The following is a 26,077-nucleotide window of genomic DNA, read 5'->3' as shown; positions in this document are numbered from 1 at the left end:
AAAATTGCCGCAGGTGGCCTGTTGGACCTTGAACCGAAAGCAAACGTCATGCAGATACCCCTCAGCGAATCCCATATTCCACGTCATTTGAGAGGGAGGCCATAAGATGCCCATCAAAGTCGGACAGGATACCGCCAAGACACGCCGCAGCCTGAGCGTGAATGGCAAGTCCATTTCCTATTACTCGATCCCCGCCGCGCAAGAGGCCGGTCTGGGCGATTTCTCGAAACTTCCGGCCGCGCTGAAAGTGGTGCTGGAGAACATGCTGCGGTTCGAGGATGACGGTTTTTCGGTCTCGGTCGACGATATCAAAGCCTTCGGCGAATGGGGCGCGAATGGCGGTAAAAACCCGCGCGAGATTGCATACCGCCCTGCCCGCGTTCTGATGCAGGATTTTACCGGCGTGCCTGCCGTGGTCGATTTGGCCGCGATGCGCGACGGCATCAAGGGTCTGGGCGGCGACGCGCAGAAAATCAACCCGCTGAACCCAGTTGATCTGGTCATCGACCACTCGGTCATGATCGACGAGTTCGGCAACCCGCGCGCATTCCAGATGAATGTGGACCGCGAATATGAGCGCAACATGGAACGCTACCAGTTCCTGAAATGGGGCCAGAACGCGTTCAACAACTTCCGCGTTGTGCCCCCCGGCACCGGTATCTGCCACCAGGTGAACCTGGAATATCTGGCCCAGACCGTCTGGACCGACACCGACCAGAGCGGTGAAGAGGTCGCCTACCCCGATACGCTGGTCGGCACCGACAGCCACACCACCATGGTTAACGGCATGGCCGTTCTGGGTTGGGGCGTCGGCGGGATCGAGGCCGAGGCGGCGATGCTTGGTCAGCCGATCTCGATGCTGATCCCGGAAGTTATTGGTTTTGAGCTGACTGGCGCGATGGTCGAAGGCACCACCGGCACAGATCTCGTGTTGAAGGTCGTCGAGATGCTGCGCGAAAAGGGCGTGGTCGGTAAATTCGTCGAATTCTACGGCGAAGGTCTGGACCGTCTGCCGCTGGCCGACCGTGCGACCATTGCCAACATGGCCCCGGAATATGGCGCGACCTGTGGTTTCTTCCCGATCGACAACGAAACGCTGCGTTACCTGCGCAACACCGGTCGTGATGAAGACCGTATCGCGTTGGTCGAAGCCTATGCGAAAGAGAACGGCTTCTGGCGCGGCGCGGACTATGCACCGATCTACACCGACACCCTGTCGCTGGACATGGGTACCATTGTCCCTGCGATCTCGGGCCCGAAACGCCCGCAGGACTATGTTGCGCTGACCGACGCCAAGGCCGCTTTCACCAAGGAAATGGAAGAGACTTTCAAGCGTCCCATGGGCAAAGAAGTCGCCGTCAAAGGCGAAGACTACACAATGGAATCGGGCAAGGTCGTAATCGCTTCGATCACCTCGTGCACCAACACATCGAACCCCTATGTGATGATCGGCGCGGGTCTGGTGGCGCGCAAAGCCGCCGCTTTGGGTCTGAACCGCAAGCCTTGGGTCAAAACCTCGCTGGCACCGGGATCGCAGGTTGTGTCTGCCTATCTTGAGGCGGCGGATCTGCAGGAAGATCTGGACAAGATCGGCTTCAACCTCGTGGGTTATGGCTGCACCACCTGTATCGGTAACTCGGGTCCGATCCAGCAAGAGATCTCGGAAGCGATTGCCGAAGGCGATCTGGTTGCCACTTCTGTTCTGTCGGGCAACCGGAATTTCGAAGGCCGCATCTCGCCGGATGTGCGCGCCAACTATCTGGCCTCGCCGCCGCTGGTCGTGGTCTATGCGCTGGCCGGTACGCTGGATATTGACCTGACTTCGGAACCGATCGGTCAGGACAAGGACGGCAACGATGTCTACATGAAAGACATCTGGCCGACAGCGCAGGAAGTTGCCGAGCTGGTCGAACAGACCGTGACCCGCGAGGCATTCCAGTCGAAATATGCCGACGTCTTCAAAGGTGACGAGAAATGGCAGGGTGTCGATGTTCCGCAGCAGGAGACCTATGACTGGCCTGCAACATCGACCTACATTCAGAACCCACCCTATTTCCAGGGCATGGGGGCCGAACCGGGCACGATCTCGAACATCGAGGGTGCCAAGGTTCTGCTGATCCTGGGTGACATGATCACCACTGACCACATCTCGCCCGCTGGTTCGTTCGCGACGACCACACCTGCCGGTAAGTATCTCACAGATCGTCAGGTTCAACCGCGGGAGTTCAACTCGTATGGCTCGCGCCGTGGCAACCACGAGATCATGATGCGCGGCACCTTCGCCAATATCCGCGTCAAGAACGAGATGCTGGACGGCGTTGAAGGCGGCTACACCAAAGGCCCCGATGGCGCGCAGACTTCGGTCTATGAGGCGTCGATGGCCTATCAGGAACAAGGCACTCCGTTGGTCGTCTTTGGCGGCGAACAGTATGGTGCAGGTTCCTCGCGTGACTGGGCGGCCAAAGGCACTGCGCTGCTGGGCGTCAAGGCCGTGATCGCCGAAAGCTTTGAGCGTATCCACCGCTCGAACCTGGTTGGCATGGGCGTCATCCCGTTCGAGTTCACTGGCGGTGACACACGCAAGTCGCTGGGCTTGAAAGGTGATGAGACCGTATCGATCCACGGGTTGGACTCGGTTGAGCCGCTGCAGGAAGTTCCCTGCACCATCGTTTATGGCGACGGCACCGAGAAGACGATCACCCTGAAGTGCCGTATCGATACCGCGCCCGAGATCGAGTACATCGAAAACGGCGGCGTGCTGCAGTACGTGCTGCGTAACCTCGCAAAAGCATCGTAACGCAACTGCGTCATATCAAATCCGAACCCCTGGCCTAGCGTCGGGGGTTTTTTGTTTTCTGGCCATTAATTCAAAAATCTGAAACTGTGAAGAGAGGTCACCTACGGACGCCATCCGCCATGAAAAAACCCAACGCCCTGCTGATCTGCTCGCTCAGCGTTATTGCTGTGATCGGGATCTGGGGTGTCATCGACATCCAGAGTTTGGTGACCTGGGCCAATGGTATCGTGCAACAAACTTTCCACAGTCGCGGCTGGTTTGTGATGCTCGCCGCCTCGGGCATGTTGATCGGGTGCCTGGTTCTGGCATTTTCTCCGTATGGAAAGATCCGCCTCGGCCGAGATGATGAAGAGCCTGAATTCTCAACCGCCACATGGATTTCAATGCTGTTTTCCGCCGGAATGGGCGTTGGTCTGCTGTTCTGGGCGGTCGCCGAGCCGCTGACTCATTTCAATTTTATCTCGGGCATGGCCCCCGACTATGTCGCCGCGCAGCAGGCGATGTTGGCAACGAATTTCCACTGGGGCCTGCACGCATGGGCCATTTACGGCTCGACCGCGCTGACTATCGCCTATTTCAGCTTTCGGCGCGGGACGGGCATGATGGTCAGCGCTCCGATCAAAAGCCTGTTTCCCGGTGAACGCTGGGCCGAGCGTGTCGGGTGGCTGTCGGATTTCATGGCCATAGTTGCCATTGCCATCGGTGTCGGTGGCTCGATGGCAATGGGCGTGTTTCAGGTGGCAGACGGGATCGCGGTTCTGGGCGGTCAGGAAACGGTCGGAGCCCTTTTGATCGGCCTCGTCTTTCTAGCCATGGTCGCAGCCTATATCCCGGCGTTGCTGATCGATCTGGGTCAGGGCATGGCGCGTTTGTCCAATGCTGCCATGCTGATCGCAATCTGTTTGGTTTCCTACACGGTGATCCTCGGTCCGACCGAATACCTTCTGAATACAGTGGTTCAGGGGTTTGGCGACTACATCACCAATGTCATCCCACGCGGTTTTCAGACCTTCACATTCTTCGGCGATGACGTCGCCAAATGGTTCAGCGACTGGACCCTTACCTACATGGTCTGGTGGATCGCCTGGGGGCCATTTGTGGGCGTGTTCGTTGCGCGGATCTCACGCGGTCGAACCATACGAGAATTCGTGATCGGGGTGCTTTTCGCACCCACGCTGTTCTCGATCTTCTGGTTTGGCGCCTTTGGCGGCATCGGCCTGTTCGAGGCCCTCAACGGCGCGGGAGAGCTGTTGGCCTACACGCAAACGAACATTGAACGGGTGACCTTCGCCCTGCTCGACCGTCTGCCCCTGTCGTTGATCACGACGCTGGCAACCGTAGCAGCAGCGTTTCTGTTCATCGTGACCAGCGTCGTAAGCGCGGCTTTTGTTCTGGGTACATTCTCGACCGAAGGGGACGAAAACCCACCCCCGCGCGTGCGCCTGATCTGGGGCGCATTGCTGGGTCTGTTGAGCGTGGCGATGATCCTGTCCGGGTCGGTGAATTCGGTGAAAATCCTGATCTCACTCGGAGCGTTACCCTTTGTGTTCATCTCAGTCCTGCTGATGGTCTGCCTGTTCCGAGGGTTACGGGAGGAGGGCCAGAACCATGCTGATCGGTGATCTGACAGATACCCTGATGAACCTGATCACATTTGCATTCATCGGTGCAATGATCTGGATTTTGATCCGCAAATAACTGCGCATATTCGTCATTGAAACTTCGGCGCTATGACGATTTTCTGCAACGATGGAAAAAGTTGCATTGATAACAGGCGGCGCACGCGGAATAGGGCGTGCAATTGTCGAGGATTTCAGCCGCGATCACCGTGTTGCTTTTACGTGGCTGTCAAGCAAACCAGCACCTGAGCTTTTGGGCGGGGAAAATCTGGCCATACGGTCCGATCTGTCTGCGCCCGATCAACCTGCGAAAGTGATCGCTCAGGTGATGGAGCAGTTCGGTCGGCTTGATGTGATCGTCAACAACGCCGGTCTCGTGAAATCTACGCCGAAAGAGGAGTTTCAGGCAGAAGACCATCGCGCCATTCTGGATCTGAATCTGCTGGCCCCTGCTGCATTGCTGACAGCCGCGCTGCCGCATCTGAAACGCGATGCCTCGATCATCAGCATTTCTTCAATGAACGCCGTTCTGCCGCCGCGGGATGCGGTGACCTATGGGGCCAGCAAGGCCGCGCTGAACTTGTGGACCCGCGCCATGGCCAAGGAGCTCGGGCCACAAGGGATACGCGTGAATGCGGTAGCTCCGGGAGCTATCAACATTCCCGAAGCGCCCCGGTCAGAGGAACTGACGGAGTTATTCGTCAAAGATACGGCTTTAGGTCGGGCTGGAAGGCCCGAAGATATCGCCAAAGTGGTCAGATTTCTGGCCTCCGACGCCGCGTCCTTCGTCACCGGAGAGGTACTGACTGCGACCGGAGGTTACCGGTTATGAACCGCCTGCCGCCTTCTCAAGCGCGGGACGGATCGTGCTATCGATCACCCGCTGCGTTATCGGCCCTGCAAAGCGTAGGATGATCGTGCCCTCACCGTCGATCACATAGGTTTCAGGCACGCCGTAGACGCCCCAATCCAGCCCCATACGGCCCTGTTCATCCCGCCCGATCCCAGCATAGGGATCCCCCAGTTCGGTCAGAAAAGCCTCGGCATTGTCCTGCTTGTCTTTGTAGTTGATTCCGTAGACCGGAATGCCCTCGTCCGACAGTGCCTGCAGGTTGGGGTGTTCGACGCGGCAGGGCGCACACCAGCTGGCCCAGTAGTTGACCAGCTTGACCTCACCATCGCGCAGAGTGGCGTCATCGAAACCCGGTTTGCCCGCGAACTCGGTCAACACGACGGGCGGTGCGGGCTGGCCCTCGCGCGCTGACGGCAGCGCGTTGGGATCGTCGCGGAACATGCCGATGCCAGCGAGTACAGCGAAGGCTCCGAAAATCAGCGGAGGCGCGATCATCAGGGGCGAAATCTTAGCCATTGCGCGACATCCTTTGTTCGACCTTTTCCATCTCGGCCCGTACCTTGCGGCCCCGGACCACGCTGAAACCCACCAACGCGATCAGAAGCCCGATTGACACGACATAGGACCACAAGACTGTGTCGGCATATTTACCAAGATCGGGGATCATCCGTTAATCCTTTCCCGCGCCAGCAGTGCCTTGGTCCGACGGGATCGGATTTCCGTGCCCGTGCGATAGAAGACCAGTGCGATGAACAGCAGCACGAAGCCGATGATGCAAAGCAGCAGCGGATAGAAGTAGATATTGCTAACCTTCTCTTCGGTATCCGTTCCGGTAATCGCCCCGGCCCGCATGACCGAGGCGCCCTGATGCAGCCCCTGATTCCAGAAGTTCACCGCGTAGCGGCTGAGGAGCGCAAAGACCGATCCCACAAGGCAAAGGACCGAGGTCAGGTCGGCGGCAGTGTCGGGATCCTCGATCGCTTCCCACAAGGCAACATAGCCAAGATAGAACAGGAACAGGATCAGGAACGAAGTCAGGCGCGGATCCCAGGCCCACCACGTCCCCCACATGGGCTGACCCCAGATCGCGCCGGTGGCCAGAGCGATCAGGGTCATAACGATGCCGATCGGTGCGGCGGCACGCGCGGCCAGAGCACTTACATGATGGCGACGGACCAGCCAGACCAGCGAAGTCGCCAACATCATCAGCCAGCAGTTGATTGCCATCAGCGCGGCGGGCACATGCAGATAGATGATCTTGACGGTCGATCCCTGCTTGTAGTCATCCGGTGTGAAAAAGAACCCCCAGACCAGCCCAGTGACCAGGCAGACAGCCGAGGTTATCCAGAAGAACGGCAGGATGCGCTCGCTCGTTGCAAGAAACTTGCGCGGATTGGCGTATTCCCAGAGGGCGTTGGCTTTGGCTGCGATTGTCATGAGCCCTATCTAGTCCAAGTCGGTATGGTTCTCAATTGACCTCGGTCAATCATCGATCCTGTTACCTGAGATTGATACGCAGGACGGCGGCGCTGGCAAAGGGCAGCAGCGCAACCGTGGCGGCCGTGATACCGGCCAGCATAAGCAGCGGGGTTTGCGTCTCCATCCCCGTGGCCCCACGGCGGGCGACCTCGGCTCCGAAGATCAGGGTCGGGACATAAAGCGGCAGGACCAGCAACGACATCAGCAAACCTCCGCGTTTCAGGCCGACGGTCAGGGCTGCGCCGAAGGTGCCGATGACACTCATGGCTGGGGTGCCGATCAGCAGAGAGATAACCAGCCAGAAGAAGCCGGGCACCGGCAGGTTCAGCAACACACCCAGAAACGGCGCGGCCAGAACCAAAGGCAGGCCGGTCGTCAGCCAATGGGCCAAAGCTTTGATGGTAACCACCGATTCCAGTGGCAGTGGCGCGGTGGCCAGCAGATCGAGCGAGCCGTCCTCCCAATCCAGGGCCAACAGGCGGTCGAGGGACAAAAGGCAGGCAAGCAATGCGCCCAGCCAAAGGACCCCAGGTGCAATGGTGGACAACAGCGAAGATTGCGGGCCGACCGAGAAAGGCACCAGCACGGTCACGATCAGGAAGAAAGCCAGACCCAGACCAAACCCTCCACCCGCGCGGAAGGCCAATTTCAGGTCGCGCAGCAACAGGGCGATCACAGGAAACCTCCGTCGAAATCATCGATGGGTTTGGGTTTGGCCTTGTTGGGGCCGACATCCAGAACCTCTCCATCCAGACCGAGGTCGATATGAGTGGCAATCAGGGCAGAGCCGCCCTGCCCCAGATGTGCGCGCACGGCGTCGGCAAACATCTGTACGGCGTTTTTGTCCAGCGACACAGTGGGCTCGTCCAGCATCCAGATCGGACGACCGGTGACCAGCATCCGGGCCAATCCGAGCCGCCGTTTCTGCCCCGCAGACAGGTTACCCGCGTGCCGATCCGCGAGTTCGTTCAGCGCAAACGCATCAAGCGCATTCTGGATGCCCTGCACTCCGAAGACCGACGCCCAGAAGCTGAGGTTTTCGGTCACCGTCAGTGTTGGTTTCAGACCATCAGAGTGTGAGGCATAGGCGATCTGATCCTCGGCGCTTTCGATATGGCCTGCCAGCGGTGGCTGCAGGCCAGCAAGTGTGCGCAGCAGGGTTGTCTTGCCGATCCCGTTGGGGCCACGCAGGATCAAAGCCTTTCCGGCAGAGAGCGAAAAGCTGAGCCCTTCCAGAACGGGGACGCCTCCGCGCGTGATGGCCAGATCGGTTACTATCAAAGTCATGACGTCCGATTAACGGATTGTGCGTGCGGGAAAAAGGTCGGAAATGCCGCAGAACGGATGGGAGTGTTTGAAGCAAGGGCCAGCCCCTCGCGCTCCCCGAGATATTTTCGGCCAGATGAAGAACGGATCCTCAGACGGGGATCAGCGCCAGCGCGACGCGGCGGCCTTCAGAAAGCAGCACGTTGTAGGTACGGCAGGCAGCGGGGGAGTTCATGATTTCGACACCAATGCCAGCTTCTTCAAGCGTTGAACGCAGCTTGGCGGGGATGTGGGTCAGGTCCATGCCGGTTCCGATGAAAAGAACATCGATCTGATCCGACAAAGCCAGAAGTGCGTTTTCATCAGCATAACCGCCCCAGGCTGTGGTTCCTGTGGGGCCGGTAAGCACGAGGCCTTCATGCACTTGCCCGCCAATGCGGAAAAAGCCGGGGCCGTAGCCGTCGATCGGCTGGGCGTTGGTATAGGTGATCTCATTCAGGCGCATGGCGGGGTTTTAACCCCAAAGCGGCAGACCGGACAAGGCAGCTGACGCAATCACCAGATAAGCGGTTATGCGGTAGAGCCTTTCGCGCTCGGGCCGGAACATCCAGCCACCCAGCCAGTTCCCCGCGATGTTGGGAATGGCAAGCATCAGCCCCATACCGACGGTTGCAAACGTAACGCGCCCCATTCCCGTGAGGTAGCCGAGGATCAGGAAATCGAAGGCAAACAGGAACAGCAGGATCGTGGCGCGGATGACGGCAACGGGGAGTGGGCGCGACATGTAGAACAGGATGACCGCCGGGCCCGGTATCCCCGCGATCCCCCCAAGAAAACCCGCAGTACCCCCGATTGCTGTTACCATTCCCCGCCCTACTCTGCCGTGATAGCGCAGGCCGAAGGCAAGTGCGGCCAACATCGACAGTGAGATCAGGCTGACGAGGTATCTAAACAGCTCGGGCTCAGAGCGGGCGAGCAGCCAAAGGCCAATTGGGAGGACCACCGCACATCCCAGAATAAGGCGCATAAGATCAGACCTGTCGACTGCGTTCCAGGCGCGACGCAGATTCGGCAGCGGGCCAAAGATATCCATGATGGTCAGTGCGATGATCGCGCCGAAGGGGCCAAGATACGGGCTGGCCATGGGCAGGAATATCAACGCCGTTCCGAAGCCCGAGAAGCCGCGGACGATGCCTCCGATCAGGGCGGCTGAAATGATAACGGCCAGACTGGTCGGAGTCTGGCCGAAATACTCAGGCATCGATATTGGCGAACTGGTTACCCGCCGTATTCGACGGTTTCGACCAGTCGCGTTTGACCCCCAGCCACAACAGAATGGTCGAGGCCACGAAGACCGACGAATAGGTGCCTATGATCACACCCCAGATCATCGCGAAGACAAAGCCGCGGATGACGTCTCCGCCCAGCACATAGAGCGAGATTAGCGCCAGCAGCGTGGTGACCGAGGTCATCACTGTCCGACTGAGGGTTTCGTTGATCGAGATGTTCAGCACCTCTTTGAGGTCTTTCTTCTTGTACTTACGCAGGTTCTCGCGCACCCGGTCGAAGACAACCACGGTGTCGTTCAGCGAATAACCGACAATGGTCAGCAGCGCCGCGATTATGGCCAGATCGAAACGGATTTGCAGTTCCGAGAAGATGCCGATGGTCAGGATCACGTCATGAACCAGTGCTGCCACCGCACCCAGCGCGAACTGCCATTCGAACCGTAGCCAGATGTAGACAAGCACGGCCCCGATGGCGAGCACCACAGCGATCACGGCGGTTTGGATCAACTCACCTGACACTTTGGGGCCGACGGATTCGACCGAAACGAACTCGATATCGGGAACCACGGATTGCAGCGCCGCTTCCACGGCGGTGATGGTGCTGGCGGCGACGGCCTCGGCATCATCCTGCGCCTGGATACGGATCATGGCGACGTTCTGATCGGGTCCAAAGGTGGGATCAAAGATCTCGGTAATGGTGATATCACCCAGCTCCAGCGGCGCGATGGCGTCTCGATAGGCTCCAACGTCAATCTGTTGCGTGCTTTCGGTCCGGATCGTGGTGCCACCCCGGAAGTCGATGCCGAAGTTCAGGCCCTGCAGCATGAACGAGGCGAAGGCCACGACCATCATCAGAGCAGAAATGCCCAACCAAATCTTCCAGCGGCTGAAGAAATCGAACGAGGTGCCTTGGGGTACAAGTTTCAGTCTCATGTCAAACCTCGATCGTTTTCGGACGGCGGCGTTCGAACCACATGACGACCATCAGGCGTGTCACGAAGATCGCGGTGAAGACCGAGGTCAGAATCCCCAGTCCCAGAGTGATCGCAAAGCCGCGCACGGGGCCGCTGCCCATGGCAAACAGGATCGTCGCAGTGATGAACGTGGTCACGTTGGCGTCCAGAATGGCGGACAGCGCTTTTTCGTAGCCCAGTTCAATCGCACGCGCCGGGCCTTTGGCCGATTTAAGTTCTTCGCGGATACGCTCGAAGATCAGCACGTTGGCGTCCACCGCCATACCGACGGTCAGAACGATGCCAGCGATACCCGGCAGCGTTAGCGTTGCGCCGATCAGAGACAACAGCCCGAACAGCAAGCCCACGTTCAGGATCAGCGCGATATTGGCAAAGATACCGAACAGGCCATAGCTGAGCGCCATGAAAACCAGAACGGCGGCAAAGGCGACCATGGTGGCAACTTTACCCGCGTCGATGCTGTCCTGACCCAATTCCGGACCGATGGTGCGTTCTTCGAGGAATTCCAGACCAGCGGGCAAAGCGCCTGCACGCAGCAGAACGGCGAGATTGGTACTTTCCTCGACGGTGAAATTGCCGGTGATGATTCCGGATCCGCCCGGGATGTGGCTTTGGATCACAGGGGCCGAGATGACCTCATCATCCAGCACGATGGCAAAGGGGGCGCCAATATTATCCAGAGTATAGTCGCCGAACTTGCGTGCTCCGGAAGTGTTGAAGCGGAAGCTCACTGCTGGGCGACCGTTCTGATCGAACGAGGGCTGAGCGTCGACCAGTTCCTCGCCAGTTACGACCGGGGCCGACTCTAGCGTGTAGTACAAACCCTCTTCATCAAGCGAAGGCACGATCTCTTCGCCAACACCCGGAATCGCGTCGGGGTCAGAGCCACGACCAACAACCGGGTTGAAGGTCAACTGGGCGGTTGTCCCGATGATCTCTTTTAACTCACCGGCGCTGCCGATACCCGGCACCTGGATCAGGATACGATCCGCACCCTGGCGCTGGATCGTCGGTTCACGCGTGCCGACCTCGTCGATCCGGCGACGGATGATTTCCAGCGACTGACGCACGGTACGGTCATCCGAGGCCAGTTTTTCGGCCTCTGACAGCTGCACGACGATGGTATCGCCGTCAGCAAAGGCTTCGATATCCGTGGCCCCTACCCCGGTCAGGGTCTGAACCTGACGCGCCAAGCCGCGCACGACCTCCAGAGCGCGGGAAATGCCTTCGGGCTGGCTGATGCGCACGCGAATCTGGTCAGGGGCCGAGTCCTGACGGCGGACCGTTCCGATGGTACCGCGCTCGTCCCGCAGTGCATCGCGGATTTCCGGCCACATCGCCTCCATCCGGGATTCGTAGACATCGCCGACCTTCACTTCGGCTAACAGATGCGCGCCGCCACGCAGATCGAGACCGAGATTGACCAGAGACGATGGCAACCAATCGGGCCATTGCCCCGCTTCGGCCTGCATCTCGGGCGTATCAATGCCAAGCTCGATCGCGGCTTTAGCGTCGTTGGATTGCTCGACGCGCGTGTAGAACGCATTCGGCAGGGCCAGGATCAGACCGATCACGCAGACCGCCCAGATCAGAACCCGCTTCCAGGTATCAATTTGCAGCATTACCCTGCCTTTTCAAGGAATTGTCGTGCGAACTTACTTCGCTGGCTCAGTCTTATTCAGAACCTGAGCGATGGTCGATTTGACGACACGAACCTTGACGTTCTCGGCCAGTTCAACCTCGATCTCGTTCTCGCCTTCCTTGACCTTCGACACTTTACCGATCAATCCACCCTGGGTGACGATCTGATCGCCCCGGCGCACGGCCTCGACCATGGCCTGATGTTCCTTCATCTTTTTCTGCTGTGGACGGATCAGCAGGAAATACATGATCGCAAAGATCAGGATCAGCGGGAGAAACTGGGCGATTGCGCCACCTTCCATGGGATATTCCTTTGTTTTGATGATGCAGAGGGCTCTCTGCAAAGTTGGCGGGAACCTATGCTTTGAACCGAGGGTTTGCAAGCAAAGGCGATGCCAATTCCACGATCTGCCCCGCAGGTTTGAAATGCAACGTTGCAGATATGTTCTAGGCAGACCGCTCTGGTTGGATATAGTTGCAGGGAGGGAGGCACAATGACTCAATTCTTCCAAGCCCTTACAACGGCGGTCTGCCTGCTTGCGGCAGTGTTCTTCCTGTGCCTGCCGGTGCTGCCCGCGTGGTCACAGGATGCGCCTGCCGATGCGCCTGCTACAGAAGAAGAGTCCGACGTATTCAAGGCACCCGTTATTGTCGATGGCGACACCTTGTTCTTCCTGCGCGGCTCCAGCGCGTTGCCTGCCAGCGAACGCGCAGAACGGGTGCAGAACAGCATAATCGCGGTCGCTGAAGCCTCGGACAACCCGACCGTCGAGATACGTTTCGAAGAAACCGAGTTGGGCACGCGCATACTGGCCGATGACGTGATCGTTTCGATCGTAACGGTTGCAGATGCGGAACTGGATCAGATGGAGCTTGATGTGCTCAGCCTGCTCCACGGAGAGGCCATCAAAGAGGCCATCGTCACTTATCGCGCGAACCGAACCGAACAAGCGCGGGTCTCAGGGGCCATCGAAGCAGCGGGCTGGACGGTCGGGTTTGCTGTGTTCGCTGTGGTGATCCTGTGGCTCAACCGAAGGATTCGCCGGCGCACACTGAAACTGGTCAAGCGGTACCTCAGAGACGTCGAAACCGCGACCGCCAAAAGCGTACAGGCCGAAGCCATAGCGGCGCTGATCCGGTATGGCTTGAATTTCCTACTGCTGGTGATCTTTTTCCTCGGCTTCTACTATTACCTCTCTTTCGTTCTGCTGGCCTTTGCGGAAACACGATATTTCGCGCAGCTACTGCTGACCTATCTGACCGAACCAGTCCTGCTGATCTTCAAAGGCGTACTCAGCTATATTCCGAACCTGATCATGCTGGCGCTTATCACCTGGATAACGCTGTATATTATCCGGGGTATGCGCGTGTTCTTCGACGCGGTCGAGGCAGGATCGTTCGATATGGGCGATTTCGAGAAGCACTGGATAAACCCCACGTTCAACATCGCACGGGTGGTCGTGATCCTGATCGCACTGGTATTTGCGGTGCCCTACATCCCGGGGTCGGATTCTGCGGCATTTCAGGGCCTGACCATTCTGGTGGGCGCGATGCTGTCGCTGGGGGCAAACTCGGTCGTGTCAAACATGCTGGCGGGGCTCTTTGTGATCTATCGCCGATCCACCTCGATCGGAGACCGCATCCAGATCGGAGACCATATCGGTGACGTCGTGCAAATCAAGCTGATGGAGACACATCTGAAGTCCATCAAGAATGAGTTGATCTCGATCCCGAATGCCCAGTTGATGAATTCGGACGTAGTAAATTTCTCAAAGAAAACCGATGGCAACGGGCTGTTGCTGCACACCACTGTCGGGATTGGATATGAAGAGCCGCCCGAAAAGGTCGAGGCGATGCTGATCGAAGCCGCACATCGTACTAAGGGCATCAAAGCCAAGCCTGAACCCTTTGTTTTATGGACAGCTTTGGCGGATTACGCGATCAATTATCAGATCAACGGATATACCACACGCGGTAGCATCATTCCGAAAATCCGCTCGGATCTGCATCGCAACATCGTGGCTGTATTCAACGAGAACAATGTGCAGATCATGACGCCGTCCTACATGGCTGATCCGCCCGAGCCAAAAATTCCGGCCGAAAAATGGGATGGCCATCTGGCACAGGAAACCCACGACGACCCGGATAAGTCGTAACCGGCGCTACACCCTGCCTTTCAGATGGTGCATAAGCGGTTTCAGTGATTCACGCATTTAAGGATCTGAACCATGCACGACATCCGCGCCATTCGCGAAAACCCAGCCGCCTTCGACGCCGCCCTTGCGCGCCGTGGGGACGCGCCGGTGTCGTCAGATCTGTTGAGGCTGGACGAAAGTCGACGGGCCAAGATTCTGGCCGCCGAGACCGCTCAAGCCGAACAGAATAAGGCCAGCAAGGAAGTCGGCGCTGCGAAAGCGCGCGGCGATGAGGCTGAATTTGAGCGTCTGCGCGCGCTGGTTGCCGAGAAGAAGGCTGAAATTGCCCGGATGCAGACCGAGGCCAAGGATCTGGATGCGTTGCTGACCGATCAACTGGCCCGCATCGCCAACTTGCCTGCCGAAGATGTGCCATCGGGCGAAGACGAAGACGATAATGTCGAGGTCAACCGTTGGGGCACTCCGCGAGAGTTCGATTTTGCCCCGAAGGAACATTACGACATCCCCGCCGTCGCCGCTGCGATGGATTTCGAGACTGCGGCCAAAACGAGCGGCAGCCGCTTCGTGAACCTGTCGAAGGGTGTCGCCCGCGTCCATCGCGCGCTGGCGCAGTTCATGCTGGATACGCATATCGACAAGAACGGACTGACCGAAACACAAACGCCTGTCCTGGTTCGCGATGAAGCAATGTACGGCACGGACAAACTGCCGAAATTCGGCGAGGACAGTTATCAGACCACCAATGGCTGGTGGTTGATCCCGACCTCCGAGGTGACGCTCACCTATTCGGTATCGGGCGACATACTGGACGAAGCCGCCCTACCCATTCGCATGACCGCCCACACAGTCTGCTTCCGGTCTGAGGCAGGCAGCGCCGGCAAGGATACGGCGGGAATGTTGCGCCAGCACCAGTTCGAGAAGGTCGAGATGGTTTCGGTCACCCATCCCGAGAAATCGGATGAGGAACAGAAGCGCATGTTGCGCTGTGCCGAGGATTTGCTGGAACAGCTCGGCATCCCCTACCGCACCGTCGTTCTGTGCACCGGCGATATGGGCTTTGGCGCGCGCCGCACCTTCGACATTGAGGCGTGGCTGCCTGGGCAGAACACCTATCGCGAAATCAGTTCCGTTTCGACCACAGGTGATTTTCAGGCGCGCCGCATGAATGCGCGTTTCCGTCCCGAGGGCGGCGGCAAGCCGGAGTACGTGCACACCTTGAACGGTTCGGGCCTTGCAGTCGGGCGCTGCCTGATCGCAGTGTTGGAGAACGGACAGAACGCTGATGGTACGGTCACTCTGCCCGAGATTCTGGCCCCCTATCTAGGTGGCAAACTGACCCTTCAGACCGATGGCGCTCTGACATAATAAAACCGGCACTCAAATGGTGCCGGTTAGATAAATCGAGCCGGAGAAGGAACTATTTCTTCGCCTTTTTCTTATCCTTGGATTTACCGGATTTCTTGTCGGACTTCTTCTTGTTCGGTTTTTTCTTGTCAGCCTTCTTCTTACCGTCGCCTTTTGGCTTCTTGTCCTTTTTGGCTTTCTTTTTGACCTTTTCCTTGGCCTTGGAGAATACAGCCTCCATCTCGGATTTCTTCCGGGCTGCTTTCTCGGCTTTGACTTTGGCTTTCGCCTTCTTCTTTGCCTTGGCCTCCGCCGCCGCCCGTTCTGCCGCAGCGCGCTCCTGTGCCGCTTTACGCGCCTCTTCGGCCTTGCGTTCGGTTTCGGCTTTTTTGGCTGCTGCGGTGCTGCGAGCGGGCGTCCGACGCGCCGGAGGCTTCCGGTTGGGCGCGCGACGCACGGGTGCCTTGGTTTGGGTCGGTTTGGCAATCGCCTCTTTCGCAGCAGCAATCAGGATTACGGCTCGCGCTGTACCGATACGCGGCACTTTCACCAGATCCTCAGGTGTGGCCTTCGCGACGGCCTCGGCTGTTTTATAGCCGTTTGCATTCAGCGCCTGTGCCAGCGCCTGTCCCACGCCATGCACATCGGTAACTGCAGTCATCGCGGATCCTTTCCTGTCTTCCCTCACACATGTATGTACCCAGCCTAAACACGCAGACAAGAGCTGCGCACCCGCCAATCAACTGGTCTGCGTCACCCTTTGCCCGTGCGGCCGCTTTGGAAACGGGACGAGACGCTTGGCCTCTTCATCCCATAGCTTGAGGTTCAGCGCTGCCACCGCTTCGGGGAACTTGATCCGCCGCGGAGTAAACTCCGGTGGCAAGTTATAGTGGCATGCACGCAGCCTATAGGATGGGATACGCGCGTTGAAATGGTGGATGTCGTGCAATGTGATGCAAGCCACCGCATTGTCAAACCACCATCCGAAATCCAACGCTGACGATCCCTGAAGCGCCGCAATCTTCGGATCCAGATCGGGGCGGCGATCCCAATAGGTATCCTCGAAGTTATGCTGCAAATATACCAGAAACACACCTAGCATCCCGCCCAGCAGCGAGAATACCAGCCAGACCAGTATCCCTGTGGTGCCAGCGATCAGATAGAGCACCCCCAAAAACACGACGATCGAAAGGTTGTGCAGCAGCACCCCCACAACACCGAACCGGACAGTGTTCTTGGGCCAGCGATAGCGGATGAAATAAGTAAACAGCGCGCCCACAGGAACCAGAATGAAGGGACTGCGATAAAGCCTGTAGAACAGACGCTTTTTCCAATCCGCCTCGTTCCATTCGCGCAGTGTCATGGTGTGAATTTCACCGGTCTCTCGATGTTCGAGATTACCGATACCGGCATGGTGCAGATTGTGGTTCTGTTTCATCACTTCAAACGGCGCAAAGGTAAACGGTGACAATCCGTGACCCGCCCATTCGTTTTGCTCGCGCGTTTCAAACAGCGAGTGATGCCCGCAATCATGCTGCAGCACGTAGAGACGCACGGCTGAAAAGGCAAAAACGATCCCGGCCGGGATCATGATATACCAGCTGTCGACATAGATGATCGCCAGTGTCAGCGATGCGAAATAGACCGCAAATGTTCCGAAATAGCTGAGCGCGGCAAGCCGATTATCCTGTACCGCGTATTGTCTAGTATATTCCCTCAGATCCATCGCGCCCGCTCCCCAGGGTGGTCCGGTTATTACCTGTTGCAAATTATGTGCGGAAAACCCGCAGACAAGCTGCGCGCGAAAACAAATGCACGCTACTGAATGCTAGCGCGCGAAAAAGGGGCTGTCACGCCCCCTCACTGAAAACGCTGAAAATTAGCGCAGTTACGCCCGTCCCTTGAGATGCTTCGCCAGCGCACCGGCGTTTTTCTTACGCCGCCCTTTATAGGGGTTCTTGTCCCCCTGGCCGCGCAAGGTCAGCCGGATCGGCGTGCCCGGCATGTCGAAATCCTCGCGCAGACCGTTGACCAGATAACGGTTGTAGCTTTCGGGCATCTTGTCAGGATGCGAGCACATGACGACAAACCCCGGTGGGCGGGTCTTGGCCTGTGTCATATAGCGCAGCTTGATCCGGCGGCCCTGCGGTGCTGGCGGCGGATGCTGCTCCAGCATGGCCGTCAGCCAGCGGTTCAGTGCAGCCGTCGGCACGCGGCGGTTCCAGACGTCATGGGCGCGCAGAATGGCAGCGCGCAGACGCTCCAGCCCGCGTCCGGTTTTGGCCGAAACAGTGATCAGCGGCGCACCACGCAATTGTGGCAATAGGCGTTCGAAGGATTCCTTGAGATCGCGCAGCTTTTCCTGCTTGTTGTCCTCGACATCCCACTTGTTGACGGCGACAACCACGGCGCGCCCCTCACGCTCGGCCAAGTCGGCGATCCGCAGGTCTTGCTGTTCGAACGGAATAGCCGCATCCAACAAGACCACGACAACTTCGGCGAACTTGACCGCACGCAGACCGTCCGAGACCGAGAGCTTCTCAAGCTTCTCCTGCACCTTGGCTTTCTTGCGCATCCCGGCGGTATCAAAGATCCGCATCGGGGTGCTGTCCCCATCCGGCCCGCCCCAATCGATCCGCAGGCTGATCGCGTCGCGGGTGATCCCGGCCTCGGGACCGGTTAGCAGACGGTCTTCACCGATGATCTTGTTGATCAGCGTGGATTTACCGGCATTCGGACGGCCTACGACAGCCACCTGCAACGGCTTGGCAGCGGTGATCAAAGGCGTTTCGCCCTCGCCGTCTTCGTCCAGTTCGATATTGGTTTCCGGCGTCTCTTCGGCTTGCGCTTCCTCAGCGGCATCGGCCAGCGGCATCAACTGCGCATAAAGGTCCGTCATCCCCTCGCCATGCTCACCAGATAGGCGCACAGGCTCACCCAGTCCAAGATTATAGGCCTCCAGCACGCCCGCATCCGCTGCATTGCCTTCGGCTTTGTTGGCCGCAAGGATCACGTGTTTGGACCGTTTACGCAGGATTTCGGCGAACATCTCATCGGTTGGCGTCAGGCCCACACGCGCGTCGATCATGAACAGGCAGACATCGGCCATGTCCACGGCGCGTTCGGTCAGGCGACGCATCCGGCCTTGCAGGCTGTCGTCGGTCGCGTCCTCAAGACCTGCCGTATCGATGACGGTAAAGCGCAAGTCACCCAGCCGCCCTTCGCCCTCGCGCAGGTCGCGCGTCACGCCGGGCTGGTCGTCGACCAAAGCCAGACGTTTGCCCACGAGGCGATTGAACAGAGTGGATTTACCCACATTCGGGCGCCCCACGATGGCGAGGGTCAGCGACATGATACTCAACTTTCAAGACTCAAGATGCGCCCTTTAACGCATCTTGTCGTCAACGGAAAGCGTGCAATTCACCCTTGGTCGACACGACATAGAGCGTCTGACCCGCCACCACAGGCGCCGTCGTCGCCCCGCCGGGGACTTCGACCTGATGCAGCAGCGCACCGTCGACAGGATTGAAGAAGCGCAGGAAACCGTCATTCGAGGCTAAGACCAGCCGTCCCCCGGCCATGATCGGGCCGTAATGGGCAAAGATCGGTCCGCGGCGTCCCGGCCGGTCTTTGACAAAGCCCGGCAGGTCGATGGCCCAGACAATCGTACCGTCTGCAGCATTCAACCGCACCAATTGGCTGCGGTCGCTAATCAAAAAGACGCTGTTTCCAGCTGGCCAGACCGTGTCGACCGCCCCCTCAAGCGCGGTCCAGTTCCGCTCACCTGAATCGACATCGAACGAGACGGTACGGCCCGAGTGATTGCCGATCAGGATAGCATTGCCAGACACCATAGGCCCGGCGGTGACGTCCACGATCTGAGCAGCCGCTCGGCCACGGCGACCACCCGCTACTGAAGCGGTCCAACGCAGGATCCCCCCTCGGCGGAAGGTTGCCGCAATGTTACCGGACCCAAATGCAAAGACAGAAAATTCCGAGGCGATGACCGGCGCGGGTGCGCCCAGTACATTGCCGACGCTCGGGGTGCCATCGATCTGCCAGAGAATCCGACCATCCTTGGTGTTGACGGCCCAACCCGTCTCATCCCCGGCGACGAGATAGAGGATTCCGCCGCTGACCAACGGCGCGCCGCTACCAGTAGCGTTCAAGCGCTTTTGCCATTTCTGAGCACCGGTCTTGGCGTCCAGCGCGGTCAGCCGGCCAAAGCCGGATGAGACATACAGAACCCCGTCAGCATGGGCGAGCCCGCCTCCCGTGGCGTCGCCATCTTTCTCGGAAGGTGGGATAAGGTTCGTGGTCCAGGCCACTTGCCCTTGTGGGGTCACAGCCGAGACATTCGCGCCCGAATCGAGCGTATAAATCAAACCGCCTGCAACAACAGGATCAGCGGTGATCCGCTGTCTGCGACTGTCGCCGCTGCCAATATTGGCGGACCAAACCCGCTGTGGCGTCGTGCTGAGTGCGGCGTTTGTCGTGCGGAAGGCCGGGGTCCCCGGGCTTTGCGACCAGCTTGCATTGCGGCTTTGGGCCGGAAGGCTAATGGGCTTGGCTCCGCGCGTCTCAACCGTTTCATTGTCAAGGGCAGGACGGATATCTTCCCGTTCGCCCGGCAGGATCGTCTCGGGTTCCTGACAGGCGCTCAGTGCTGTCAGGGCAATCGCCGCGACGGGCAATCCAAGGCGTGAGAAGTAACGTGCTACCATGATCTTATGAACTCGTCTGTGAAATCCTGTTTCGCCGCCCGGGTCAGCCCTGTTGGGCCGCGACGGGCTCGGGCTTACCACCCAACGCCACGATCAGCTGCGCTGCACGCTGCTGCAGATCGATGCTGGCTTCGGCGTCCTGCCGCAGCGCTTGCAGCCGGTCCAGCGCCGCCTGCGTATTGCCGTCGGCCACATCGATCAGAGCAAGCTGCTCTTCCGCAAGCAGACGCAAAGGGGCACCGGGTGTTGCCAGCGCTTCGAATTGCTGGCGACGATCGGCAACCGGCAGAGTTTCCGTCTGTAGCAGCAACGCCTTGAAGCTCGCGATTGCGCGATAAATCTCGGGCAGATCGCCCTGTGTCGCAATTGCGTTCAGGCTGTTTACAGCATCCTGATCGGACCCGGCCTCGATTTGAGCCGCCGAGAGCAGCATGTTCAGCACCGCATCTCCGCCCACCGATTGCGTCTCGACCGCCTGCAGGCTGGTCGCCCGTTCGGCCGAGCCGTTTTCAGCAAGAGCCGTCAGAATCGCATCCCCCAACGCCTCGGCCTGACCCGCGTCGCGCGCCTTGCGGTACTCGTTGAACGCAGCCCCGCCGACAATGGCGATGACAGCGACAACACCGACCCAACCCCAGCGCCGCAAGAGCAGGAACATGCGATCACGGCGCACCTCTTCAGTGACCTCATCAATGAAACTGTCGGTATCGCTCATCCCTGCCCCCAGGCTTAGGTGTTCGGTTTTCTAGCGCCATGTCATACCCCGGCCTTTGGGCCAAGCCAAGTGTCCGAATTCACACAATTGCTCGGTTGCCCCCGGGACTTGCTAAAAAAAGTGAACCGAACTATTCAGTTCAGTATGGACAAGCCAAAGACCCGGCCCCATTTCAAGGCGTAAGCGCCGCAACCGGGTGGCCGATCAGATCTGGAGAATACACCGCATGCGTTTGATTTCATTCATCAACGCCGTATTGGTTATAGTCGCATTGTATTTCCTTGTTTTCGAACGCGACGCGCTGTTCGCGTTTGCTGGCCGTGGAGAAGAACAGACCGAAGCGCCAGTTGACGCCACGGAAACCGAACAAACACAGATCGCGGACGCGATTGGCGTCGTCGTATCACGCTCGACTGCGCGGGAAATTGGCAGTGCTGTTCAGCTGCGCGGACAGACTAAAGCCAACCGTCAGGTTGAGGTTCTTGCCGAGACCACCTCGACCGTTGTCTCCGAGCCCAAGCGCAAAGGGGCCTTTGTTGAGACGGGCGACCTGCTGTGTGAACTTGACCCGGGCACCCGCCCTGCAAGCCTCGCCGAAGCGAAGGCCGCCAAACTTGAGGCCGAAAGCCGTGTGCCCGAAGCTGAAGCGCGTCTGCAAGAATCCCACGCTCGTTTGGCCGAAGCCGAAATCAATCTGACCGCCGCGCGCAAATTGTCGGAAACCGGGTTTGGATCGGAAACCCGCCGCATCTCGAGCGAGGCCGAAATGAGCTCGGCCAAAGCAGGCATCAAAAGCGCCGAGGCTGGGCTGGAGGCTACCCAAGCCGGGATCGAAGCCGCAACCGCCGAAGTGGCCGCTGCGCACCGCGAGATGGACAGGCTCACCATCGAAGCCCCGTTCAAAGGACTGTTGGAAAGTGACACAGCCGAGCTTGGCAGCCTGATGCAGCCCGGTTCGCTGTGCGCGACCGTGATCCAGCTGGACCCGATCAAGCTGGTCGGTTTCGTGCCCGAGACCGAGGTAAACCGGATCATCGTCGGCTCGATGGCGTCGGCGCAGCTGGTCACCGGGTTGCAGGTCGAGGGGCGTGTGACTTTCCTCAGCCGCTCAGCCGATGAGACCACCCGGACCTTTGAGGTAGAGATCACTGTTCCCAACCCGGAATTGCTGATCCGTGATGGCCAGACCGCAAATATTCAGATCGCAGCGGAAGGTGTCAAAGCACATCTGCTGCCGCAGTCGGCGCTAACCCTGAACAACGAAGGTCAGATTGGCGTGCGAACCGTCGTCGCAGACAATGTGGTCGACTTTGTGCCGATCCAACTGCTGCGTGACACCGCAGATGGCGTTTGGGTGGGTGGCTTGCCTGAAACCGCTGATATCATCGTAATCGGGCAGGAATTCGTCACCAGAGGCGTTTCCGTTGCACCGACCTACAGGGAAGCATCGCAATGACGGGGATCGTCAGTTGGGCCGCAGGCCGGGCCAGGATGGTTCTGGCCTTTATCGCGATCTCGCTGGTTGTTGGCGGGTTCGCCTATGTGGGCCTGCCGAAAGAAGGTGAGCCGGATATCGACATCCCGATGCTGTTCGTATCGGTGCAGTTTCCGGGCATTTCAGCCGAAGACAGCGAAAGCCTGCTGATCAAGCCGATGGAAACCGAGATGGCCGATCTCGACGGGCTGGATACGATGACCGCCACCGCTGCCGAGAGCTATGCGGGCCTTCTATTGGAGTTCGAGTTCGGTTGGGACAAGTCCGCCACCATCGCAGACGTGCGCGACGCCATGAACAGCGCGCAGGCCGACTTCCCCGAGGGGGCCGAGCAATATACGATTACCGAGGTTAACTTCTCGGAATTCCCCATCGTCATCGTCAACCTGACGGGTCCCGTCCCTGAACGTACAATGGCACGCGTTGCCAAAGACCTGCAGGACGAGCTTGAGGCATTGGATGCTGTGCTTGAGGCCGGCATCGCCGGGAACCGTGACGAGATGCTTGAGGTCGTGATCGACCCATTGCGGCTGGAGGCTTATAACGTCACCGCCGCCGAACTGATCAGCGTGGTGCAGAACAACAACCAACTGATTGCCGCCGGTGAAGTTGAGACTGAACAAGGCACGTTCTCGGTCAAAATCCCCTCGTCCTTCAAAACTGCACAGGACGTCTATGGCCTGCCGGTTAAGGTCAATGGGGACCGCGTGGTTACCTTGGGTGAACTGGCCGAGATCAACTATACTTTCGAAGACCGCGAAGGCACGGCCCGCTTCAACGGAGAGTCCACCGTCGCGCTGCAGGTGGTCAAGCGCAAGGGCTATAACTTGATCGATACGGTCGCGCTGATCAAAGCCACCGTGGCCGAGGCCCAGACCAAGTGGCCAGCCGAGCTGCGGGCCGCTGTTGATGTGGGCACCTCGAACGACCAGAGTCGCATCGTCGATTCAATGGTGCGTCAGCTTGAAGGGTCCGTCCTGACCGCCGTCGCACTTGTGATGATCGTGGTTCTGGCGTCTCTGGGAACACGCGCCGCGTTGTTGGTGGGTTTTGCGATCCCGACCTCGTTCCTGCTGTGTTTCGCGTTTCTGGCGATGATCGGGGTCACAATCTCGAACATGGTTATGTTCGGCCTGATTCTTGCCGTGGGTATGTTGGTCGATGGTGCCATCGTTGTGGTGGAATATGCCGACAAACGCATAAAAGAAGGCGTCGGTCCGATGCACGCCTATGTCGAGGCCGCGCAACGGATGTTCTGGCCGATTGTCTCTTCGACCGCCACGACCTTGTGCGCATTCCTGCCGATGCTGTTCTGGCCTGGCATTCCAGGCGAATTCATGAAGATGCTGCCAATCACGCTTATCTTCGTGCTGTCCGCGTCGTTGATCGTGGCGCTGCTCTATCTTCCTGTCGTGGGGGGCGTCTCCGGCCGGATGAGCCGTAGTTTCGACCGCAGCTCGAACTGGCTGCGGGCAAGAACGCACTGGTGGGTGCGCTTGTTGTTGGTGCCGCCGTCGCTGTACATGATCTTCCTTGGTGCGATGCAGATGCTGAACCCCGGCTATCTGCTGCCCGGAGGCGCGATTGCCGGGGCTCTGATGTTCCTCTTCGGCGCTTTCGCCGGGTCGGTCACTCTGAGCGCTGCCAAAATCCAGCGCGCGCCGGATGATCATGTGCATACCGCCAAAGAACACACGCCGTTTGGCTATGTGATCAAATTCCTGGTCGGCAATCCGATCATGCCAATCGTGTCGCTTGGTCTAGTCGGTTTCGCTGTGATCAGCGTCATGACTGTCTTTGGCGAAAACAACCGCGGTGTTGAATTCTTCGTTGAAAGCGAACCCGAACAGGCCACGGCTTATGTCAGGGCTCGCGGCAACCTGTCTTTGGCCGAGAAGGACGAGATGGTTCTGGAGGCAGAAAAGGTTATCAGCGCCCATCCGGCTGTGATCAACGTTTTTGCCTTTGCCGGTGAAGGTGGCCTGAACCAGAATAACGGCGGAGCCACCGCCCCCGCGGATACCGTGGGCCGCGTTCAGTTCGAGATCATCCCGTGGGAGGATCGTCCGAATGTATCGGAGCCTATCTTCGGGGGGCTCTTCGACCGCCACGTGATCGCGCCGGAATATGATGGCGATTTCGTGCTGGATGAGCTGAATGCCGAACTGGCCAAGATCCCCGGATTCGTCGTCGAAATTCTGCCACTTGAACAAGGCCCCGCCTCGGCCAAGCCCGTCCATCTGCGCATCAAGGGCGACGGTTGGGAAGAGCTGACCTCTTCCGCTCTCGCCGCACGGGAGGCGTTCGAACAGACCCCCGGTCTGATCAAGATCGAAGACACCCTGCCCCTGCCCGGCATCGACTGGCAGATCGACGTTGACGTCGCCAAGGCAGGGCGTTTTGGCGCCGACGTCGCCACCGTCGGCGCAATGGTGCAGCTTGTGACCCGCGGTATCCTGCTGGGTGAAATGCGCCCGGATTCGACCGATGAAGAGATCGAAATCCGCGTCCGCCTGCCCGATCAGGATCGAGTGCTGTCGACGCTCGATACGCTCAAGGTCCGCACGCCGGACGGGCTGGTGCCGCTCTCAAACTTCGTGACCCGCCAGCCGGTGGCCAAACTGGCCGAGATCAACCGGGTCGATCAGCAGCGTTACTATGACGTGAAAGCCGATGTCGAACCGGGGTTGAGCAAGGTCGTGGCCAGTGGCCCGGATGGCAGCACTGAGCGGCTGGCCGTCGTGCGCCCGCTGGCCGAGGGAGCAACCTCTGACCGAGCCATCATCACCGGTCCCGATGGCAGCGAATATGAGCTGGTGCAACTGACCGGTGCAGAGAATATCGGCCAACTGCGCGCAAGCATCGAAGATGGCAGCGCCAGCTTTACTCTGATCAACCCGAACGAGCGGATCGCGGTGCTGACGGAATGGCTGCAGACCGATCCGTTCGGTCGCACCATCAGTTGGGAATGGACCGGCGATCAGGAAGATCAGGCCGAGAGCCAAGCCTTCCTGTCCAGCGCCTTCCTCGCAGCATTGGGTCTGATGTTCGTGATCCTGCTGGCACAGTTCAACTCGTTCTACAACTCGGTGCTGGTATTGTTGGCGGTGGTGCTGTCGACCACCGGTGTTCTGATCGGGATGATGGTGATGCAGCAGCCGTTCTCGATCATCATGACCGGGACGGGCATCGTGGCGCTGGCGGGGATCGTGGTGAACAACAATATCGTTCTGATCGATACCTATCAGGAGTACAGCCGCTATATGCCCCGGATCGAGGCCATCGTCCGCACCGCCGAGGCACGTATTCGTCCCGTTCTGCTGACCACCCTGACCACCATGGCGGGTCTGACGCCAATGATGTTCGGGCTGTCTCTGGACTTCATCAATGGCGGCTACTCAATCGACAGCCCCACCGCGCTGTGGTGGAAGCAATTGGCGACAGCAGTGGTGTTTGGTCTGGGCACGGCGACGGTGCTGACGCTGATCGTGACGCCCTCGCTGCTGGCGTTGCGGGTGTGGGTGACGACTTATGCGGTCTGGCTCGGCAAAGCGCTGGCGCGGGCCACACAGGGGCGCTCCAGCAAGATCGCGCAGGACATGGCCATCGACCAGAGCGCACGCGACATGCAAGCGACCGAGATTGTTTGGAACGATGGCACTGCGTCCGAGGTCAAACAGGATCCGGATCAGCCGCCTGGACCGCCACTCAAAGCAGCAGAATGA

At 58.9% G+C, this 26,077-nt stretch carries 22 protein-coding genes; 7 read left to right on the top strand and 15 right to left on the bottom strand.

The window, feature by feature from the left end:
- Nucleotides 1–106 precede the first annotated feature (106 nt).
- From acnA to ACR0NF_RS02080, 3 genes are all read left to right on the top strand, one after another.
- Nucleotides 107–2,797, top strand: coding sequence for an aconitate hydratase AcnA (gene acnA, locus ACR0NF_RS02090; RefSeq protein ID WP_480666744.1), 2,691 nt, complete (start codon nucleotides 107–109; stop codon nucleotides 2,795–2,797).
- 119 nt (nucleotides 2,798–2,916) lie between these two features.
- Nucleotides 2,917–4,419, top strand: coding sequence for a BCCT family transporter (locus ACR0NF_RS02085; protein WP_480469424.1), 1,503 nt, complete (start codon nucleotides 2,917–2,919; stop codon nucleotides 4,417–4,419).
- A 127-nt stretch (nucleotides 4,420–4,546) separates the two neighbouring features.
- Nucleotides 4,547–5,248 carry an SDR family NAD(P)-dependent oxidoreductase gene (locus tag ACR0NF_RS02080; RefSeq protein WP_480777694.1) on the top strand — a complete coding sequence of 234 codons (702 nt, stop codon included), beginning with the start codon at nucleotides 4,547–4,549 and terminating at the stop codon, nucleotides 5,246–5,248.
- On the opposite strand, the gene ACR0NF_RS02075 is transcribed toward ACR0NF_RS02080, so the two are convergent.
- From ACR0NF_RS02075 to yajC, 10 genes are all read right to left on the bottom strand, one after another.
- Nucleotides 5,243–5,785: a DsbE family thiol:disulfide interchange protein gene (locus ACR0NF_RS02075; RefSeq protein ID WP_480469422.1), complete on the bottom strand. Its 543-nt coding sequence runs from the start codon at nucleotides 5,783–5,785 to the stop codon at nucleotides 5,243–5,245. The genes ACR0NF_RS02080 and ACR0NF_RS02075 overlap by 6 nt on opposite strands.
- Nucleotides 5,778–5,936 carry a heme exporter protein CcmD gene (gene ccmD, locus ACR0NF_RS02070; RefSeq protein WP_480469421.1) on the bottom strand — a complete coding sequence of 53 codons (159 nt, stop codon included), beginning with the start codon at nucleotides 5,934–5,936 and terminating at the stop codon, nucleotides 5,778–5,780. Before ccmD ends, ACR0NF_RS02075 begins: the two co-directional genes overlap by 8 nt.
- Nucleotides 5,933–6,706 carry a heme ABC transporter permease gene (locus ACR0NF_RS02065; protein WP_480657308.1) on the bottom strand — a complete coding sequence of 258 codons (774 nt, stop codon included), beginning with the start codon at nucleotides 6,704–6,706 and terminating at the stop codon, nucleotides 5,933–5,935. The genes ccmD and ACR0NF_RS02065 overlap by 4 nt, the downstream gene beginning before the upstream one ends.
- A 61-nt stretch (nucleotides 6,707–6,767) precedes the next feature.
- Nucleotides 6,768–7,424 carry a heme exporter protein CcmB gene (gene ccmB, locus ACR0NF_RS02060; protein WP_480469419.1) on the bottom strand — a complete coding sequence of 219 codons (657 nt, stop codon included), beginning with the start codon at nucleotides 7,422–7,424 and terminating at the stop codon, nucleotides 6,768–6,770.
- Entirely contained in the window at nucleotides 7,421–8,035 is a 615-nt protein-coding gene (gene ccmA, locus ACR0NF_RS02055) for a heme ABC exporter ATP-binding protein CcmA (protein WP_480777693.1), read from the bottom strand. Before ccmA ends, ccmB begins: the two co-directional genes overlap by 4 nt.
- Before the next feature lie 130 nt (nucleotides 8,036–8,165).
- Nucleotides 8,166–8,519 carry an Mth938-like domain-containing protein gene (locus tag ACR0NF_RS02050; RefSeq protein WP_480657306.1) on the bottom strand — a complete coding sequence of 118 codons (354 nt, stop codon included), beginning with the start codon at nucleotides 8,517–8,519 and terminating at the stop codon, nucleotides 8,166–8,168.
- A gap of 9 nt (nucleotides 8,520–8,528) precedes the next feature.
- Nucleotides 8,529–9,275 carry a sulfite exporter TauE/SafE family protein gene (locus ACR0NF_RS02045; protein ID WP_480777692.1) on the bottom strand — a complete coding sequence of 249 codons (747 nt, stop codon included), beginning with the start codon at nucleotides 9,273–9,275 and terminating at the stop codon, nucleotides 8,529–8,531.
- Nucleotides 9,268–10,236, bottom strand: a complete 969-nt coding sequence (gene secF / locus ACR0NF_RS02040; RefSeq protein WP_480469415.1) for a protein translocase subunit SecF — start codon at nucleotides 10,234–10,236, stop codon at nucleotides 9,268–9,270. Before secF ends, ACR0NF_RS02045 begins: the two co-directional genes overlap by 8 nt.
- Nucleotide 10,237: 1 nt before the next feature.
- Complete coding sequence (gene secD / locus ACR0NF_RS02035; RefSeq protein WP_480469414.1) at nucleotides 10,238–11,899, bottom strand: protein translocase subunit SecD; 1,662 nt, start codon at nucleotides 11,897–11,899, stop codon at nucleotides 10,238–10,240.
- 33 nt (nucleotides 11,900–11,932) lie between these two features.
- Nucleotides 11,933–12,220, bottom strand: a complete 288-nt coding sequence (gene yajC, locus ACR0NF_RS02030) for a preprotein translocase subunit YajC (RefSeq protein WP_480469413.1) — start codon at nucleotides 12,218–12,220, stop codon at nucleotides 11,933–11,935.
- Between the two features lie 192 nt (nucleotides 12,221–12,412).
- Here yajC and ACR0NF_RS02025 point away from each other — a divergent pair, with 192 nt between their 5' ends.
- The gene (locus ACR0NF_RS02025; protein ID WP_480777691.1) at nucleotides 12,413–14,074 is read left to right on the top strand and encodes a mechanosensitive ion channel family protein; all 1,662 of its coding nucleotides are present in this window, start codon (nucleotides 12,413–12,415) and stop codon (nucleotides 14,072–14,074) included.
- Nucleotides 14,075–14,146: 72 nt separating this feature from the next.
- The gene (gene serS, locus ACR0NF_RS02020) at nucleotides 14,147–15,439 is read left to right on the top strand and encodes a serine--tRNA ligase (protein ID WP_480777690.1); all 1,293 of its coding nucleotides are present in this window, start codon (nucleotides 14,147–14,149) and stop codon (nucleotides 15,437–15,439) included.
- 52 nt (nucleotides 15,440–15,491) lie between these two features.
- On the opposite strand, the gene ACR0NF_RS02015 is transcribed toward serS, so the two are convergent.
- The 5 genes from ACR0NF_RS02015 to ACR0NF_RS01995 all read right to left on the bottom strand — a co-directional run bounded on the left by ACR0NF_RS02015 (nucleotide 15,492) and on the right by ACR0NF_RS01995 (nucleotide 20,857).
- Nucleotides 15,492–16,079 carry a helix-hairpin-helix domain-containing protein gene (locus tag ACR0NF_RS02015; protein WP_480777689.1) on the bottom strand — a complete coding sequence of 196 codons (588 nt, stop codon included), beginning with the start codon at nucleotides 16,077–16,079 and terminating at the stop codon, nucleotides 15,492–15,494.
- A gap of 78 nt (nucleotides 16,080–16,157) precedes the next feature.
- A complete protein-coding gene (locus ACR0NF_RS02010) occupies nucleotides 16,158–17,144 on the bottom strand; it encodes a fatty acid desaturase (RefSeq protein WP_480777688.1) in 987 nt (328 codons plus the stop codon).
- Nucleotides 17,145–17,306: 162 nt separating this feature from the next.
- Nucleotides 17,307–18,770, bottom strand: a complete 1,464-nt coding sequence (gene der / locus ACR0NF_RS02005) for a ribosome biogenesis GTPase Der (RefSeq protein ID WP_480469408.1) — start codon at nucleotides 18,768–18,770, stop codon at nucleotides 17,307–17,309.
- A gap of 49 nt (nucleotides 18,771–18,819) precedes the next feature.
- The gene (locus tag ACR0NF_RS02000) at nucleotides 18,820–20,142 is read right to left on the bottom strand and encodes a PQQ-like beta-propeller repeat protein (RefSeq protein ID WP_480777687.1); all 1,323 of its coding nucleotides are present in this window, start codon (nucleotides 20,140–20,142) and stop codon (nucleotides 18,820–18,822) included.
- Between the two features lie 43 nt (nucleotides 20,143–20,185).
- On the bottom strand, nucleotides 20,186–20,857 hold the full coding sequence (locus tag ACR0NF_RS01995) for a hypothetical protein (protein ID WP_480469406.1): 672 nt from the start codon (nucleotides 20,855–20,857) through the stop codon (nucleotides 20,186–20,188).
- 226 nt (nucleotides 20,858–21,083) lie between these two features.
- Here ACR0NF_RS01995 and ACR0NF_RS01990 point away from each other — a divergent pair, with 226 nt between their 5' ends.
- Nucleotides 21,084–22,313, top strand: coding sequence for an efflux RND transporter periplasmic adaptor subunit (locus ACR0NF_RS01990; RefSeq protein ID WP_480777686.1), 1,230 nt, complete (start codon nucleotides 21,084–21,086; stop codon nucleotides 22,311–22,313).
- Nucleotides 22,310–26,077 carry an efflux RND transporter permease subunit gene (locus ACR0NF_RS01985; protein WP_480777685.1) on the top strand — a complete coding sequence of 1,256 codons (3,768 nt, stop codon included), beginning with the start codon at nucleotides 22,310–22,312 and terminating at the stop codon, nucleotides 26,075–26,077. The genes ACR0NF_RS01990 and ACR0NF_RS01985 overlap by 4 nt, the downstream gene beginning before the upstream one ends.

It is taken from the genome of Ruegeria sp. CF4 (assembly GCF_056537345.1).
The sequence above is the reverse complement of the archived record's forward strand: the minus strand, read 5'-3'. Positions and strand labels throughout refer to the sequence as shown.

Bases quoted from the DNA above. Each gene is read 5' to 3' on its own strand.
- acnA (WP_480666744.1), top strand. From the start codon at position 107: ATGCCCATCAAAGTCGGACAGGATACCGCCAAGACACGCCGCAGCCTG.
- ACR0NF_RS02085 (WP_480469424.1), top strand. From the start codon at position 2,917: ATGAAAAAACCCAACGCCCTGCTGATCTGCTCGCTCAGCGTTATTGCT.
- ACR0NF_RS02080 (WP_480777694.1), top strand. From the start codon at position 4,547: ATGGAAAAAGTTGCATTGATAACAGGCGGCGCACGCGGAATAGGGCGT.
- ACR0NF_RS02075 (WP_480469422.1), bottom strand. From the start codon at position 5,785: ATGGCTAAGATTTCGCCCCTGATGATCGCGCCTCCGCTGATTTTCGGA.
- ccmD (WP_480469421.1), bottom strand. From the start codon at position 5,936: ATGATCCCCGATCTTGGTAAATATGCCGACACAGTCTTGTGGTCCTAT.
- ACR0NF_RS02065 (WP_480657308.1), bottom strand. From the start codon at position 6,706: ATGACAATCGCAGCCAAAGCCAACGCCCTCTGGGAATACGCCAATCCG.
- ccmA (WP_480777693.1), bottom strand. From the start codon at position 8,035: ATGACTTTGATAGTAACCGATCTGGCCATCACGCGCGGAGGCGTCCCC.
- ACR0NF_RS02050 (WP_480657306.1), bottom strand. From the start codon at position 8,519: ATGCGCCTGAATGAGATCACCTATACCAACGCCCAGCCGATCGACGGC.
- ACR0NF_RS02045 (WP_480777692.1), bottom strand. From the start codon at position 9,275: ATGCCTGAGTATTTCGGCCAGACTCCGACCAGTCTGGCCGTTATCATT.
- secF (WP_480469415.1), bottom strand. From the start codon at position 10,236: ATGAGACTGAAACTTGTACCCCAAGGCACCTCGTTCGATTTCTTCAGC.
- secD (WP_480469414.1), bottom strand. From the start codon at position 11,899: ATGCTGCAAATTGATACCTGGAAGCGGGTTCTGATCTGGGCGGTCTGC.
- yajC (WP_480469413.1), bottom strand. From the start codon at position 12,220: ATGGAAGGTGGCGCAATCGCCCAGTTTCTCCCGCTGATCCTGATCTTT.
- ACR0NF_RS02025 (WP_480777691.1), top strand. From the start codon at position 12,413: ATGACTCAATTCTTCCAAGCCCTTACAACGGCGGTCTGCCTGCTTGCG.
- serS (WP_480777690.1), top strand. From the start codon at position 14,147: ATGCACGACATCCGCGCCATTCGCGAAAACCCAGCCGCCTTCGACGCC.
- ACR0NF_RS02015 (WP_480777689.1), bottom strand. From the start codon at position 16,079: ATGACTGCAGTTACCGATGTGCATGGCGTGGGACAGGCGCTGGCACAG.
- ACR0NF_RS02010 (WP_480777688.1), bottom strand. From the start codon at position 17,144: ATGGATCTGAGGGAATATACTAGACAATACGCGGTACAGGATAATCGG.
- der (WP_480469408.1), bottom strand. From the start codon at position 18,770: ATGTCGCTGACCCTCGCCATCGTGGGGCGCCCGAATGTGGGTAAATCC.
- ACR0NF_RS02000 (WP_480777687.1), bottom strand. From the start codon at position 20,142: ATGGTAGCACGTTACTTCTCACGCCTTGGATTGCCCGTCGCGGCGATT.
- ACR0NF_RS01995 (WP_480469406.1), bottom strand. From the start codon at position 20,857: ATGAGCGATACCGACAGTTTCATTGATGAGGTCACTGAAGAGGTGCGC.
- ACR0NF_RS01990 (WP_480777686.1), top strand. From the start codon at position 21,084: ATGCGTTTGATTTCATTCATCAACGCCGTATTGGTTATAGTCGCATTG.
- ACR0NF_RS01985 (WP_480777685.1), top strand. From the start codon at position 22,310: ATGACGGGGATCGTCAGTTGGGCCGCAGGCCGGGCCAGGATGGTTCTG.